Annotated in this window: 13 protein-coding genes; 10 read left to right on the top strand and 3 right to left on the bottom strand. The window is 50.0% G+C overall.

Translation table 11 applies throughout. The annotated features are described in order from the left end of the window. The first annotated feature begins 244 nt into the window (after positions 1-244). The 5 genes from AC1S52_RS27055 (at position 245) to AC1S52_RS27035 (ending at position 5560) form a co-directional block, all read left to right on the top strand. A complete protein-coding gene (locus AC1S52_RS27055) occupies positions 245-967 on the top strand; it encodes a biliverdin-producing heme oxygenase (RefSeq protein WP_482032150.1) in 723 nt (240 codons plus the stop codon). Positions 968-1181: 214 nt separating this feature from the next. After that, the gene (locus AC1S52_RS27050) at positions 1182-2783 is read left to right on the top strand and encodes an Hsp70 family protein (protein ID WP_482032149.1); all 1602 of its coding nucleotides are present in this window, start codon (positions 1182-1184) and stop codon (positions 2781-2783) included. A 97-nt stretch (positions 2784-2880) separates the two neighbouring features. Continuing rightward, entirely contained in the window at positions 2881-3729 is an 849-nt protein-coding gene (gene btpA / locus AC1S52_RS27045) for a photosystem I biogenesis protein BtpA (protein ID WP_482032148.1), read from the top strand. A gap of 10 nt (positions 3730-3739) precedes the next feature. Next, a complete protein-coding gene (locus tag AC1S52_RS27040) occupies positions 3740-4189 on the top strand; it encodes a hypothetical protein (RefSeq protein WP_482032147.1) in 450 nt (149 codons plus the stop codon). 378 nt (positions 4190-4567) lie between these two features. Further along, entirely contained in the window at positions 4568-5560 is a 993-nt protein-coding gene (locus tag AC1S52_RS27035; protein WP_482032146.1) for a vitamin K epoxide reductase family protein, read from the top strand. Between the two features lie 39 nt (positions 5561-5599). Here the strand turns inward: AC1S52_RS27035 and AC1S52_RS27030 are convergent, their stop codons facing one another. Continuing rightward, on the bottom strand, positions 5600-5878 hold the full coding sequence (locus tag AC1S52_RS27030; protein WP_482032145.1) for a hypothetical protein: 279 nt from the start codon (positions 5876-5878) through the stop codon (positions 5600-5602). A 257-nt stretch (positions 5879-6135) separates the two neighbouring features. Then, complete coding sequence (locus AC1S52_RS27025; RefSeq protein ID WP_482032144.1) at positions 6136-6849, bottom strand: hypothetical protein; 714 nt, start codon at positions 6847-6849, stop codon at positions 6136-6138. Between the two features lie 346 nt (positions 6850-7195). Here AC1S52_RS27025 and rpsB point away from each other — a divergent pair, with 346 nt between their 5' ends. Further along, the gene (rpsB, locus tag AC1S52_RS27020; RefSeq protein ID WP_482032143.1) at positions 7196-7990 is read left to right on the top strand and encodes a 30S ribosomal protein S2; all 795 of its coding nucleotides are present in this window, start codon (positions 7196-7198) and stop codon (positions 7988-7990) included. Positions 7991-8086: 96 nt separating this feature from the next. Next, a complete protein-coding gene (gene tsf / locus AC1S52_RS27015) occupies positions 8087-8935 on the top strand; it encodes a translation elongation factor Ts (RefSeq protein WP_482032142.1) in 849 nt (282 codons plus the stop codon). Between the two features lie 332 nt (positions 8936-9267). Here the strand turns inward: tsf and AC1S52_RS27010 are convergent, their stop codons facing one another. Further along, positions 9268-10392 carry a site-2 protease family protein gene (locus AC1S52_RS27010; protein ID WP_482032141.1) on the bottom strand — a complete coding sequence of 375 codons (1125 nt, stop codon included), beginning with the start codon at positions 10390-10392 and terminating at the stop codon, positions 9268-9270. Between the two features lie 457 nt (positions 10393-10849). On the opposite strand from AC1S52_RS27010, the gene AC1S52_RS27005 reads away from it, so the two are divergent. The 3 genes from AC1S52_RS27005 (at position 10850) to AC1S52_RS26995 (ending at position 14873) form a co-directional block, all read left to right on the top strand. After that, positions 10850-12286 (top strand): folate/biopterin family MFS transporter, encoded by a 1437-nt coding sequence (locus tag AC1S52_RS27005; protein ID WP_482032140.1) that lies wholly within the window; start codon positions 10850-10852, stop codon positions 12284-12286. Between the two features lie 312 nt (positions 12287-12598). Beyond that, positions 12599-14131, top strand: coding sequence for a carotenoid oxygenase family protein (locus AC1S52_RS27000; RefSeq protein WP_482032139.1), 1533 nt, complete (start codon positions 12599-12601; stop codon positions 14129-14131). A gap of 172 nt (positions 14132-14303) precedes the next feature. Next, positions 14304-14873, top strand: a complete 570-nt coding sequence (locus tag AC1S52_RS26995) for a Uma2 family endonuclease (RefSeq protein ID WP_482032138.1) — start codon at positions 14304-14306, stop codon at positions 14871-14873. Positions 14874-15079: the final 206 nt, after the last annotated feature.

The following is a 15079-nucleotide window of genomic DNA, read 5'->3' as shown; positions in this document are numbered from 1 at the left end:
CAGCGCTTCAGAATCATCCGAAAGACAGGGTTTTTCCAGCGTTAAAGGGCTGTTACTTTTAACTTTTCTTTCTCAAGGTCGAGGAGCGAAACCTCAGTTTTCGGTCTTCACCTTTAAAATTTTTAACAAAAACGCTCATCAAATCAGTTTACCTTAACAATTCAGGGGTTGTTAGCGTTTCAGTCTTAACGCTTCAAAACGTGCCGATACCCATTAAGTCAACGTATAGGTTGGATGATTTAGCATGAGCAGTAATTTAGCAACCAAACTGCGTGAGGGGACCAAAAAATCCCACACAATGGCAGAAAATACTGGTTTTGTAGCGTGTTTCTTGAAAGGAACCGTTGAGAAGACCTCTTATCGTAATCTGGTTTCCAATCTCTATTTTGTCTATTCTGCAATGGAAGAAGAGATGGAGCGGCAGCGGGAACACCCCGTTGTTTCCAAAATTTACTTTCCTGAGTTGAATCGGAAAGCAGCCCTGGAACAAGATCTGTTCTACTACTACGGTCCCAATTGGCGAGAGCAGGTTGCTCCTTCCGCGTCTGCCCAGGAATATGTTGCTCGCATCCAGACAGTATCCAATACTGCGCCTGAACTGCTGGTTGCCCACTCCTATACCCGCTATCTCGGTGACTTGTCTGGCGGTCAAATTCTTAAGAAAATTGCCCAGACTGGCATGAACCTGTCCGAGGGTGAAGGAACGGCTTTCTATGAGTTCAAAACGATTTCGGATGAAAAGGCGTTTAAAAACACCTACCGTCAGGCAATGAATGACCTGCCGGTTGATGAAGCAACGGCTGATCGCATCGTTGATGAGGCAAACGATGCGTTTGGGTTGAACATGAAAATGTTCAAGGAGTTGGAAGGTAGCCTGATTAAAGCGATCGGGCAAATGCTGTTTAACACCCTGACCCGTCGTCGTAATCGCGGCAACACCGACTCTGAGTTGGCAACAGTCGAGTAAAAGCTCAAGACTAAAGCAGAAAGTTTTGGAATGGGCTTCATCAAGGATGGGCAACTAAACTTTTAGATGGGGGATTTTGGGGTACTGCCACCGATTGGCTGCCAGTGTCCTCCAATCGCTAACCTGAAGGTTCAACTTTTGGAATCCTGGGGATCAGGTGGTTTCACAAAAACTATCAAACCTCCAGGATTCTTAGTAGGGGCGCAACATTTGCATGGGCATTGCGATCGATTTTGGAACCAGCAATACGGTGATTGCCCGCTGGAACCGGGCAACCCAACAACCAGAAACCCTGACTTTACCAGGCTTTACCTCCAAATCAGGGCAAAATCCCCCTCTGATTCCCAGTCTGGTCTATGTGGAAGATGCGCTTAAGGGGCAGATCGTTCTGGGACAGATGGTGCGCGATCGCGCCCTCGACCTTGCCACCGATTCTCGCTTTTTCAGGAATTTTAAGCGTGGCATTGGGTCCCCAGTTCAGGGATTTCTGCCAGAACTGGACGGGCGGGTTGTCAGCTTTGAGCAGGTCGGGCAATGGTTTCTGACCCAGATTATTCAGCAGTTGAAGGCGATCGAGCCAGAGGCGGGGCAATCCCTGGTATTCACTGTCCCAGTAGACAGCTTTGAAACCTACCGACTCTGGTTGGGGCGGGTATGTGAATCCTTACAGGTTGAACAGGTGCGAATGCTGGATGAACCAACCGCTGCTGCCCTGGGTTATGGCTTAACCAACCGACAAACCTTATTGGTAGTGGACTTTGGCGGCGGCACCCTGGATCTATCCCTGGTACAACTGGATATCAGCGCTGGAGCGCAATCCAAACCCCTCGGCTTCATTCTCAAGTGGGGGCAAAAGTCCTTTGCAGAAGAGAGCGGGCAGAAGCCCAAAATTGCCCGCGTGCTGGCAAAAGCGGGACAAAACCTGGGTGGGTCAGATATCGACAATTGGCTGGCTGACCATTTTGCCTCAACCCAAGAACTGCCGGTCACGCCCCTGACAATCCGCCTGGCAGAGCGCTTAAAGATTCAGCTTTCCCTGCAACCACAGGCACAAGAGGTCTATTTTAACGATGAGACCTTTGAAAGTTACGAATTACAAATCAGCCGGACCCAGTTTGAGGAAATCCTGAAACAGCACCAATTCTTTGAACGGTTAGACGACTGCATGGCTCAGGTACTTCAGCAGGGACGCAGGCAAGGGCTACAAGTGGAAGATATTGATGCCGTGCTGCTGGTTGGCGGTACGGCACAAATTCCGGCAGTTCAGGATTGGATACAGCAGTATTTTGCACCAGAGAAAATTCGGTGTCAGAAACCGTTTGAAGCGATCGCTGAGGGTGCCCTGCAACTCAGCCAGGGGGTTGAGCTAAAAGACTTTCTCTACCACAGCTACGGCATTCGCTATTGGGATCGGCGGAATAACTGCCACAACTGGCACCCCTTGATCCGGGCGGGACAGGCGTACCCCATGAGTGACCCAGTAGAACTGTTGCTGGGTGCTTCCTTGGATAATCAGCCCAGTATTGAATTGATTATTGGTGAACTGGGGGCAGAAGCAGAGCAAACAGAAGTTTACTTTGATGGGGACCGCCTGGTGACCCGTCGCCTGAGTGCTGCCCAAGCTCAAGTTCAACCCCTGAACGATCGCGAAGGTGCCCGCAGTATTGCTAAACTTGACCCACCCGGTCATCCGGGGAGCGATCGAGTCAAGGTTATGTTTTGGGTCGATGACCAACGATTTTTACGCATTACCGTTGAAGACCAACTTGCATTGCGTACCCTGCTGGATAACCAGCCCGTAGTGCAGTTGAGCTAATCGGCGGTGAATGTCCCAAAACAACCGCAAATGCGGGTACGCTAACAGCTATCATTTGGATAGCCGATTTTGAAGACGAGTCGGAACCCATACACACGTGGATTTAGAACAAATATTCGAGACTCCCCATCCCATTATTGGTGTGGTTCACCTGCTGCCTTTGCCCACTTCAGCCTGCTGGGGGGGGAATTTAAAAGCAGTCATCGATCGCGCTGAGCAGGAAGCCACAGCGCTCGCCTCTGGTGGGGTAGATGGGATTATGGTGGAAAACTTCTTTGATGCGCCCTTTACCAAAGACCAGGTTGACCCGGCAGTTGTCACCGCTATGACCCTCGTCGTCAATCGGTTGATGAATATGGTGACGCTACCCATTGGCATTAATGTGTTGCGGAATGATGCCCGCAGTGCGATGGCGATCGCCACCTGTACCCGGGCACAATTTATCCGAGTCAACGTCTTGACAGGCGTGATGGCAACTGACCAGGGCTTGATTGAGGGTCGAGCCAATGAACTGTTGCGCTACCGGCGAGAACTGGGTAGCCAGGTCAAGATCTTTGCAGATGTGCTGGTCAAACATGCTCGCCCGCTCAGTTCCCCCAACTTAACCGTTGCCGTTCAGGACACCATTGAGCGTGGCTTGGCAGATGCCATTATCCTCTCTGGCTGGGCAACAGGAAGCCCTCCCAGTCAGGAAGACTTGGAGCTTGCCAGTGCTGCCGCCCATGGTACTCCTGTTTTTATTGGCAGCGGTGCAAACTGGGAAAACATTCACACCCTGATGCAGGCAGCCGATGGGGTGATTGCATCCAGTTCGCTTAAGCGGCATGGTCGTCGGGATCAACCCATTGATCCGATTCGGGTCAGCCGCTTTGTCGAGGCAACCCGTCGGAGTTGTGCCGACAAGGTTGAACCCCAGTCCGTTTCCTCCGTATCGTTACACTCCTGAACCCGTTCCTATGAAAACCTGGTTTTCCTGGCTTCGTCCAGTTTCCCGTACAAGCCAAATGTTTGTTTTGGCAGGCTTTCTGGCGATCGCCGCCAACCTCACCACTAGAACAGCGCCTGCCCGCACCGAGTCATCTCCACCAACTCTCACCGCCCAAACCAATTCCAATATCAGTGCGCTGGCGAAACACTTACAGGCGATCGGTGCCAAGATGTACGGCGCTTACTGGTGCCCCCACTGCCATCACCAGATGGATTTGTTCGGAGAAGGGACCTTTAATCGCTACATCCGCTATATCGAATGTGACCCCAGAGGCGAAAAAGCAAAGCCTGAACTGTGTAAAACCGCCAAGATCGAGGCATACCCCACCTGGGAAATCAGAGGCAAGCTTTATATGGGTGTCCAATCCCTGGAAGAACTAGCAACATTGTCTGAGTTTAAGGGGACAAGGCAGTTTTAAGGCAGAGGAGAGGAGAGGAGAAGTTGAGCATTGAGAATTAAGGATAATAACGGGATGTGCCACTAATTTGCCCTCATCCCCACCCTTCTCCCCAAGGAGAAGAGCTTTCAAACATTGCCTGTCCTCTTGAGGGCTAGGGTGTAGCTTGCTTCTCGAAGGGTGGGTAGTTCTTGCAGGCATTTCAGCTAAGTCGCAGATCGCATTAATCGTGGAGAACTGAGCGTTCACAGACAGGTAACAAGCAAGCAACCACTTAACCACTGATTCCGCTCCCCTCCCTGATCTACCGCCAATATCCGCTACCCTCTGCCTGGAATGGGGCAGAATAGGAGCAGACAATTATCTCCAGGAGAACTGCCGCTTTTTTGAGGATATTTCATGTCTAGTTTAGTCAATCGTCGTCGCACGACTCCCTGGATCCATCGCTGGTCCCGCCCAATCATTGGGGCGATCGCGATCCTGGGTGCCATCATCACGGCATACCTCACCTTTGCCAGACTGACCAGCACCGCCGCCGCCTGCCCAACGGAAGGATGTGAGCAGGTTCTTTCCAGTCCTTATGCGACGCTGTTTGGGTTACCACTCTCCTTGTTTGGTTTGCTTGCCTACATTGGCATGGCAGCATTTGCGTTGGCTCCTTTAGCCATTAACCCAGAAAAAAATAGGCAATTTCGCACCAAACTGGATCAGTGGACCTGGCTACTGCTGTTCATGGGGGCAACAGCGATGACCGTTTTCAGCGGTTACCTGATGTACATCATGTTTTCCCAGTTTGTTGCCCGGTTTGGAGCCGGTGGGATTTGCTATTTCTGTCTTGCCTCAGCCGTTTTTGCCCTCAGCATGTTAGTGCTCACTCTAATTGGGCGCGATTGGGATGACATTGGGCAACTGCTGTTTATGGGTGTCATCATCGTCATGGTGACGTTGGTTGGTACGCTGGCTGTCTATTCGCCCATTGGAAGCGAAAGTGGAAGTGTTGATCCGGCTGCGCAGATCCGCTCAGGCGATGGACAGGTATTCTTCACCATCAAAAATACCTCCGGTCCCGCAGAATTTGAGCTGGTTCGCCATCTCAATCAAGTTGGGGCAAAAATGTATTCGGCTTACTGGTGCCCCCATTGTTACGAGCAAAAGGAACTATTTGGTGTCCAAGCTGCCAGACAACTGAACTACTTTGAATGCGATCCCGGTGGTGTCAATTCTCAAACTGCCCAATGTCAGAAAATTATTCCAGAGGCGGAGAAGCAAACTGGGCAGAAATTTGGTTTCCCCACGTGGGAAGTCAACGGTAAGTATTATCCCGGTACCCAGTCGCTCCAAAAGCTGGCTGACCTATCGGGCTATAAGGGTCCGCGCAACTTCCAGAATTAGTTAGTTAGTGATCTGTCAAGACTGCATTTGGCGGAATATTCAGTCCACCCGCTCTAGCTGCCAGAGGATCTGGTTTCCTTCTCGGCGGACACGGGAAACGACCCAGTTGCGCCAGACCCAATTATCGCCCCGGCTGGTCACAGCGCTGGCGTTAATGTCCATCAGGTCTGCCAGTTCCGAACTGGTGATCAGGTAGCCTTTGCTGGCAACCTCCTCAGCAATATTTAGCGTATCTATCAAGTCCCGTAGTTGACCGACTCTGATTTCACGGGGTAGGTTTTCGAGCGAATCAGCCGAAGAAGGGGTGTGAACGTCCATAAACCAGATTCGGTGCTGTGTTGACTTTGATGTTAACTTGAGTATCGCGTTGATGGTTATCGCTACAGCCGCCAGAATATTGAGGTTTCCTGACTATCGAGAGAACTCCAGTCAGGGTTAGGGAGCAGCTACCATGAAATCCCCGGCTTTTGGTAAGACAGCCAGACAAATTTAGTCAGGCTCAACCAAAAACCGGGGACTTTCTCAAACTCCCAAAATTGACACGATTTAACAACTGTCAATTTTTCTAGGAAGGTTTAGAATTTCTTATTCGATCGCTCTTGACGAAGCCGCTCCTCGTAAGCAATCCGATCTTGCTCCATCCTTTGTTGGGCAGGCGCATCTCTCACATTTTCGGGGTAATTATCCATTACCCTGCGATCGCCATGCAACCGATCGTGTTCGTCCCGGTAACTCGGAGAAACGGGTTCGCCATAGGAATCACGAACGGATGGGTCAAGATAGGGGCGATCGCCTCTGGCATAAGTACCATCAGCTCGATCCCAGGCATCACGAGTGGCATACCGGGCTTGATCCCAGGTTAAACCTGTACTACCCCGCCGAGTCTCATAATCGGTTCGCAGATCTGGCTCCACCTCTTCATACCGTCTACCAGCATAACGACCGTAGCCTTCATAGCCCGTCCGGTAAGCTGGTTCATAGTCTTCGTAGCGTCGTCCTGTTTCATAATAAGGACGGGAAGCATAATTCGTGCGCCAGTACTCATCTTCAATGGTTGGATTGACAGATTCTGCTGCTGTCTTCCCTAACAGCCCTCCTGCAACAGCACCTACGGCTGCACCAACGACTGCACCAACAGGACCGCCAAACGCTCCACCAACTGCGGTCCCGATCGCGCCTGTGTAAGCAGCACCCAGCCCAGTCCCAACGGGATGAGCACCGGGTTCATGGGTAATTGGGTCAGGATTGCTATCCGTGGGGTCAAACGGGGGATCATATTCCGTAACCATCGTTGAAAGCTCCTTTTATTTAAAGGCTATGAATGAAAAGTCGGCTTCAATGTTCTATACCGAACCATAACTATCCCAGCTTGTAACCTCCTCCCTAAAAAGAAGGAAGTTCAGTTCCAAAAACTCTAACCTCATAGGTAAACTGACTGTGTTACCCTAGAGAAGTTGTCAAAAAACCGCACATCCAGGGTTTCGGGTGTCTGCCAGGGGTTAGTAGAGGTTAGTTTTTAGTTGTTAGAAATCCAGGAATCAATAGTCATTCCTCTTTCTAAAAACCAACAACCAACCACTAAAAACTTCTAAAAGATGCTCCTGGGTGGAGGATTAACCCGAAAGGAGAAAAAATATGCCGGTTATTACGTTGGCTCAAATGTTAGAGTCAGGGGTTCACTTTGGGCACCAAACCCGTCGCTGGAACCCCAAAATGGATCCGTTTATCTACACGTCTCGGAACGGAGTTCACATCATTGACCTTGTCCAGACTGCCCAGTTGATGGATGAAGCGTATAACTACGTGCGCTCCGCATCTGAGCAAGGCAAACGCTTTCTATTCATTGGCACCAAGCGGCAGGCAGCCGGAATTGTTGCTCAGGAAGCTTCCCGCTGTGGTGCTTATTACGTCAACCAGCGCTGGCTGGGTGGCATGCTGACGAACTGGGTCACGATTAAAACCCGGGTAGAGCGTCTGAAAGAGCTAGAACGCCGTGAGGAAACGGGAGCTTTAGATCTGCTGCCGAAGAAAGAAGCCTCGGTTCTACGGCGAGAACTGGAAAAGCTGCAAAAGTATCTGGGTGGCATCAAGCTGATGCGAAAAGTTCCCGACATTGTCCTGATCGTGGATCAGCGGCGCGAATACAACGCGGTTCAGGAATGTCAGAAGTTGGGCATTCCAATTGTGTCTTTACTCGATACCAATTGTGATCCGGATGTCGTAGATGTCCCCGTTCCTGCTAACGACGATGCCATTCGGTCAATTAAGCTAATAGTGGGCAGACTGGCAGATGCGATCTATGAAGGTCGCCACGGTGAACTTGAAGTCGAAGACGACTACGAAGATTTTGAAGGTGCTGAAGAAGAGTTCGATTACGAAGACAATGACACCTCTTTTATCCCAGAGGAGGAAGAGGAATCGGAAGAGTAACTCCAGGTGGTTGGTTGTTAGTTAATCGCTTTTAGACTTTCTAACAACCAACCACTAACCACTAATCAACGCATAGCAGAGCAGGAACTAAGGGACATGGCAGAAATTACAGCAAAACTGGTGAGCGAACTGCGCCAGAAAACAGGCGCAGGCATGATGGACTGCAAAAGGGCGCTGACTGAAAATGATGGCGACCTGGAAAAAGCAGCGGAATGGCTCCGTAAGAAGGGGATTTCTTCTGCTGAGAAGAAAGCTGGGAAAACGGCGGCTGAAGGCTTAGTGGGTAGCTACATTCATACAGGTGGTCGCCTGGGTGTGCTGGTCGAAGTCAACTGTCAAACTGACTTTGTGGCACGGAACGAAGCATTCAAGAAACTGGTTCAAGATGTTGCCATGCAGGTGGCTGCAAACACTCAGGTAGAGTATGTCAAGGTGAGTGATATTCCTGCTGCGATCGTTGACAAGGAAAAGGCGATCGAGATGGGTAAAGATGACCTGGCAGGTAAGCCTGACAACATTAAAGAGAAAATTGTTCAGGGACGGATTGAAAAACGTCTGCATGAACTCTGTCTGTTAAATCAGCCCTACATCCGTGATCAAAACATTACGGTTGAAGAACTGGTGAAGCAGCATGTGGCTCAACTGGGCGAAAATATCCAGGTGCGGCGGTTTGTTCGGTTTGTTCTGGGTGAAGGTATCGAGAAGGAAGAAACGGATTTCGCGGCTGAAGTGGCAGCTCAGATGGGTACTCAGGCTGCACCTGCGGCGGAAGCACCTGCGGTTGAGCCGGTAGCAACAGCGGAAGCACCTGCGGTTGAAGAGCCGGTAGCAAAAACACCTGTAGCAGAAGCACCTGTGGCGGAAGAGCCGCTAGCAGAAGTGCTTGAGGCTAAATCGACTGAAAAGAAAGAAACTAAAAAGGATGGCAAAAAGAAGAAGAAGTAAGTGCTTAAGTGGGAAAGCTTCTAGCTTCGCAATGACAGGTAGAGCTAGGCACTTTACCAATTCTCTGTGAGTTGCATATTTCTTAATCTCCCCTTATCTCTCCTTAAACAAGGAAGTTAAGGGGAGATATAATTTTGTGCGTTCTCCCGTAGGCATTTATACTATATCAATTCTCAGGCGAGGGGGTTAAAAATTAGTACCGGAAACCCTTGCCGTATCAGCCGCTTAACCGCATATGTAAATGAAATTGCTCCTACTTTATTAAAAGCAACGGTCCCAGGCATAGCTTGGGACCGTAAGGAAAAAGTACAGATTCAGCGTGTACAGACAGATTAAGCAGGGTTTGCCTGGGTTCGCCCCTGGAGCAAGTTGATAATTGAGGGCTTTTCCAGCAGTCCGACCAGGATGTTGTTGTCACGAATGACCGTTAACGCTGGTAGCTGGTTTTCTTCCAGGAGCTTAATCACATCCATCAGGGGTTCACTGGATGAGACGGTTCTGAAAGACTCGATCGGTTGGATCAGATCTGCAACTTTTGTTTCTGCCCAGCGATCGCCCGGTATTGTTCTGAGAGTGTCAACCGCCACTTCACCTACCAATTGACCATCCGGGTTCGTAACTAGAAACTTACGCCAGTTACCGGAGTTAAGGATAAGCTGGTCGGCAAATTCGCGCAGGGACACCTGGTCAGAAACCACCGGACTGTTTGGGGTAACGGCATCGGCAGCGGTCAATCCGTCAAGCTGCTCCTTAACAGAAGCATATTGCGCCGCTTGACCTGCATTTTGTAACAGGAACCAGCCAATCAACAGGTTCCAGAAGCTACCAAAACTGCCTGTAAGAAACAGTGGCAGAATGCCTGAGGCGATCGCCCCCCAACCCACCACCTGACCCATACGGCTGGCAAACTTAATGCCTTTGTAAGGATTACCTGTGATTTTCCAGACCAATGCTTTGAGAATATTACCGCCATCCAAAGGCAGACCTGGAATCAGGTTAAACAGCGCCAGAGCCAAATTAATGTAAGTCAACACACCCAAAATGGCGGCTAGCGGTCCCGCAACACCCGTTGTATAGCCAATCGTGAACAGCACTCCGGCTAACAAAAGACTGACGAGGGGACCGGCGATCGCCACCCAAAAGGCTTCGGCAGGCGTTTCTGACTCCTTCTCAAGGCTGGCAAGACCACCAAACAGAAACAGAGTAATTGAATTCACCCCAACACCTTGCCGCAGGGCAACAAAGCTATGTCCCAGTTCGTGTGCCAGAACTGAAGAAAACAGCAGCAGGGCAGTCAACAACCCTAAAGCCAGGGGAACACCGATGGGTAAACCGGGAAATTGAGCAGCTAAACCACCACTATAGGTCCAGGTCACCAGTGCCAGCACCAGAAACCAGGAGGGATTGATGTAGAAGGGAATCCCAAACAGGTTCCCGACGCGGATATTGCCGTTCATAACAGCACCTCTTTAATCGATTCGGAGTCTTTGTGCTCCGGTTCATGTTTCGATTGTAACGGAATGTTAATAAACCTCTCAGGAATCGGAGGGGGCGATTACCGTCTGGTTTTGTTCGGTTGCCACAGAATTACAAGCGAGAGCCTTATCTGTCAGGGTTATCATCCGCCATGAGTCGTGTCATCATTTTTGGGGCAGTCTGATATCTCAACCTCATCCAAGTTGAGCACTGGAGATTTTCCCCAGGAAAAACTACGGGTTTCTAAGTTAATGAGGTTTAAGCTTCAACCTCAGATTTTTTGGAAATCTATTTGGAAATCTATATAGTGATCAACGAATCAGCGGGCAAGCGGGACTTTTGCAAATGGTTTCGTTATGATGGGGACGATTGATAAATGTTTGTTAACAAATATCAATGATTGTATCGACTTCTGGTTTTACTAAAATTAAGGACTCCATGACCGAAAAGCTCCTGTTCGGTCATGAACCCTCGGCTGAGTTGATCGCCATTCTGCTGGTCTACTTTGTTCAGGGCATTTTGGGTCTGGCTCGATTGGCAGTTAGCTTTTTTCTCAAAGATGACCTGGGACTCAGTCCGGCAGAAGTTTCTGCCCTAATTGGGTTTGCAGCATTGCCCTGGATGATCAAACCATTATTTGGGTTTATATCGGATGGAATGCCCATTTGGGGCTACCGACGGCGACCCTATTTAATTCTGTCTGGGCTGCTGGGAGCACTCTCCTGGGTGGCACTGGCGACGGTTGTGCATTCTGCCTGGGCAGCTATGGGGGCGATCGCCCTCAGTTCGTTTTCAATTGCTTTCAGTGATGTGATTGTTGACTCTATTGTGGTCGAGCGGGCACGCAAAGAGTCGGTGGGTGATGCCGGTTCGTTACAGTCTCTTTGCTGGGGAGCAACCGCTGTTGGCGGAATTCTCACTGCCTACTTCAGTGGCTCTCTACTCCAGCACTTCAGTACCCGCACGGTCTTCGGCATTACAGCCACTTTTCCCTTGATCGTGACTCTGGTAGCTCTGCTGATCAACGAGTCTAGGATTACGGAACAAGCCAACTGGGCGGTCGTGCGGCAACAGTTTGGACAACTGCGGCAGGCAGTCAGCCAGAAGGTAATCTGGATGCCAACGGTGTTTTTGTTTCTGTGGCAGGCAACCCCAACGGCTGAATCCGCCTTCTTTTTCTTTACGACCAATGAGTTGGGGTTTGACCCAGAGTTTTTAGGGCGGGTACGCCTGGTGACCAGTCTGGCTTCCTTACTAGGTGTATGGACGTTTCAGCGTTTCTTGCGTAACGTTCCCTATCGAACCATTTTTGGCTGGTCTACGGTGATTTCAGCCGTTTTGGGATTGACCATGTTGATCCTGGTGACCCATGCCAATCGATCGCTGGGAATTAGCGATCGCTGGTTCAGTATTGGCGACAGCCTCGTACTCACCGTCATGGGACAAATTGCCTTTATGCCAGTGCTGGTGCTAGCGGCGCGACTGTGTCCCCCTGGGGTTGAAGCGACGTTGTTTGCGTTGCTGATGTCTGTGGTCAACCTGGCGGGGTTGCTTTCCTACGAATCGGGTGCCCTGCTGATGCACTGGATGGGCATTACGGAAAACAATTTTTCCAACCTGGCGCTGCTAGTTGTGATTACCAACCTCAGTACTCTGCTACCACTGCCGCTACTGGGATTGCTACCTTCTCCGTCTGACCAATCAGCGGATGCGGCAGCGTCTACACTCCGACTTCAAACAGTGCCTGTGGCATTGGACTTTGACTCTTCCGCCTCCAAACACCTTGAGCAGCCTTTTATTCCAGACCTGGTGACTGAACTCGTCCATTCAGCAAACCGGGAAACCGAGGAAACCCTATTGATCCCTGACGATTGAGGGCAAGATAAGAATGTCCTCGCCAAGGGGAATTTTGTGGATCAGTCTTTGGATGTTGCAGCGCAAATTCAATCCCTCATCAGATTAGACAGGGGATTGCTAAATAGCAGGATGAAGTGAAAACTTTGTTTCATTTCATCCTGCTCTAAATTCATCCTTAGAATCAGCAACGCTCGTTAGACATACCAACTGGGGTAGATGCCGAAGATTTTCTTAGCATTCATCCTGCTTTCAAGAAGACAGATTATTGTGTGCCGCCTCGTGCCTGTATCTTTCTCTTAATTTTGCCATAACTATAATCCCTGAATCCCCATGCAAACCCTGACTGATACCCCCATCTCTTTTAATCGTGAAGACTGGCAAAGGGGTTACAACTCTTTGCAGCAAGAGTTTGACTACTGGATTGAGGATATAGAGGGAAAAATTCCGCCTGACCTTTACGGAACCCTGTTTCGGAATGGTCCCGGTTTGCTGGATGTAAATGGGGAGCGTCTTCACCATCCCTTCGATGGCGACGGCATGATCTGTGCGGTCTCATTTAAAGACGGTCGTGCCCATTTTCGGAACCGCTTCGTGCGCACGGAAGGTTATGTCCAGGAGCAGCAAGCGGGACGCATTCTCTACCGGGGGGTATTTGGGACTCAAAAGTCTGGGGGCTGGTTGACAAATGCCTTTGACTTTCGGCTGAAAAATATTGCCAATACCCATGTCGTTTACTGGGGCGGAAAACTACTGGCACTGTGGGAAGCTGCCGAGCCACACCGGCTTGATCCGTCCACATTGGAAACATTGGGACTGGATTATCTGGATGGCGTGCTGCAACCTGGCGATGCGTTTGGTGCCCATCCCCGCATTGACCCGGCTTGCGATCGCAACCATGGCGAACCTTGCCTGGTCAACTTTTCCATCAAGCCAGGACTGTCTTCAACCTTTACAATTTATGAATTCAACTCACTGGGTCGGCTGATCTCTAACTACTCTCAGGTCGTTCCCGGCTTTGCCTTTGTGCACGATTTTGTGATTACCCCTAACTACTGCATCTTTTTCCAAAATCCTGTCAGCTTTAACCCACTGCCCTATGTGATCGGTATCCGTGCTGCTGGACAGTGCATTACCTTTCACCCGGAGCAGCCAACTAAGATTGTGCTGATTCCAAGGGAGTCAGGAATGCAAGCTCAGACAGGAGGCAGCGAGCAAGCGAACAAAAACCAGGAATGGACCGTAGGGAAGAAACGAGCAAAAACCTTTGAGGTGTCGGCTGGTTTTGTCTTCCATCATGTCAATGCTTTTGAGCAGGACGATGAACTGGTAATCGACTCGGTGTGCTATGAGTCTTTGCCAGCCGTAGAACCTGAAGCTGACTATCGACAGACCGACTTTGACGCGATCGCACCAGGGCAGCTCTGGCGCTTTCAGCTAAACCTGAAGACGGGAGAGATTCAGCGTCAACCGTTGGAAAGCCGCTGCTGTGAATTCCCATCCATCCATCCCAACTATGTGGGGAGACCCTACCGCTACACCTATATGGCAGCGGCGCATACACCAATCGGTAATGCACCAAACCAGGCAATTTTGAAGGTCGATGTCGAGTCAAATCAGCGCCAGATCTGGAGTGCTGCCCCCAGAGGGTTTGTCAGTGAGCCAGTTTTTGTGCCCAACCCAAGTGGGAAAGAAGATGACGGTTGGCTATTGGCACTGGTGTTTGATGCGGCATGCGATCGCTCCGATGTGGTAATTCTGGATGCCCAAAACCTGGACCGGGGACCCGTTGCCCGCCTGCATCTGAAACACCATGTACCCTATGGTTTACATGGCAGTTTTACCCCTCAATGGTTCATAGATTGATGCAGGTTGGCAAAAATTACAGTCCATTCGCCCCAGGGGAGGCAGGTTGATCCGCTGCCCCACTTATTCCAGCAATCATGGTTCCTGATGTGGTTCGGGATGAAAGGGGATGACATTTAAATCGAGTGTATCGTGGATCATAGGCAGACGATAGCAACAGAGGTCAATCACGATGACCCAAATTCTAGACAAACCCACTGAACAGCGATTTATCCAAACTGGAGTTAGTTGGGAGAGCTTTAAGGCGATTCAAAGCGGGTTCGCTGACTCACCTGGAGTTCGTCTGTTCTATTACAAGGGGGAGCTAGAGATTTTGTCTACTTCGCCAGAATATGAGATTGTGAAAGGCAATATTGGCTATTTGCTTGAAGATTTCATGCTCAATCAGAGTTTAGAATTTGTTGCCACTGGTTCTTTCTCCCAGGAAAAGGAAGCAGTCGCTTCAGCCCAAGCAGATGAATCCTATTGTTTTGGTGCAAGAAAGCCAATTCCAGACCTGGAGATCGAAGTTGTCATCACTAGCGGTGGACCTAACAAGCTGAAGCGGTATAAGGCGTTAGGAGTTCAGGAAGTCTGGTTTTGGGAGGATGGCGCGATTAGTATTTATCAGTTGGCTCCGACAGACTACCAGAAGGTGAATGAAAGCCAATTCATTAATGGTATCAATCTTGACCAACTAGCCAAGTGTGCAGCGATTGAGTCTCGCCCTCAAGCAGTGAAAGCGTTTAGGCAAAGCGGATAACTCAGCCTTGAATGAGATCGATGCTGTGAGATTTTTACACTCGATCATCAGTTTCTTTAGTCCCATATCCTTAATCGGAAAATATGAGATTTGATGGGTGGCGAAGACCATCCGCGTAGTTCATCTGCATGGAGCAAATCGCATGACTTACCTTAGGGATTAACGGCAAAAAGGAATCGGTTTTCCCAGACTTAGATCCTTTGAGG

The organism is Kovacikia sp. CALU 1929 (assembly GCF_056784235.1).
This window is presented reverse-complemented; position numbering and strand designations above follow the sequence as displayed.

What these genes read in the sequence shown, in the direction of transcription:
- AC1S52_RS27055 (WP_482032150.1), top strand. Translation starts at nt 245, where the DNA reads ATGAGCAGTAATTTAGCAACCAAACTGCGTGAGGGGACCAAAAAATCC.
- AC1S52_RS27050 (WP_482032149.1), top strand. Translation starts at nt 1,182, where the DNA reads ATGGGCATTGCGATCGATTTTGGAACCAGCAATACGGTGATTGCCCGC.
- AC1S52_RS27040 (WP_482032147.1), top strand. Translation starts at nt 3,740, where the DNA reads ATGAAAACCTGGTTTTCCTGGCTTCGTCCAGTTTCCCGTACAAGCCAA.
- AC1S52_RS27035 (WP_482032146.1), top strand. Translation starts at nt 4,568, where the DNA reads ATGTCTAGTTTAGTCAATCGTCGTCGCACGACTCCCTGGATCCATCGC.
- AC1S52_RS27030 (WP_482032145.1), bottom strand. Translation starts at nt 5,878, where the DNA reads ATGGACGTTCACACCCCTTCTTCGGCTGATTCGCTCGAAAACCTACCC.
- AC1S52_RS27025 (WP_482032144.1), bottom strand. Translation starts at nt 6,849, where the DNA reads ATGGTTACGGAATATGATCCCCCGTTTGACCCCACGGATAGCAATCCT.
- rpsB (WP_482032143.1), top strand. Translation starts at nt 7,196, where the DNA reads ATGCCGGTTATTACGTTGGCTCAAATGTTAGAGTCAGGGGTTCACTTT.
- tsf (WP_482032142.1), top strand. Translation starts at nt 8,087, where the DNA reads ATGGCAGAAATTACAGCAAAACTGGTGAGCGAACTGCGCCAGAAAACA.
- AC1S52_RS27010 (WP_482032141.1), bottom strand. Translation starts at nt 10,392, where the DNA reads ATGAACGGCAATATCCGCGTCGGGAACCTGTTTGGGATTCCCTTCTAC.
- AC1S52_RS27005 (WP_482032140.1), top strand. Translation starts at nt 10,850, where the DNA reads ATGACCGAAAAGCTCCTGTTCGGTCATGAACCCTCGGCTGAGTTGATC.
- AC1S52_RS27000 (WP_482032139.1), top strand. Translation starts at nt 12,599, where the DNA reads ATGCAAACCCTGACTGATACCCCCATCTCTTTTAATCGTGAAGACTGG.
- AC1S52_RS26995 (WP_482032138.1), top strand. Translation starts at nt 14,304, where the DNA reads ATGACCCAAATTCTAGACAAACCCACTGAACAGCGATTTATCCAAACT.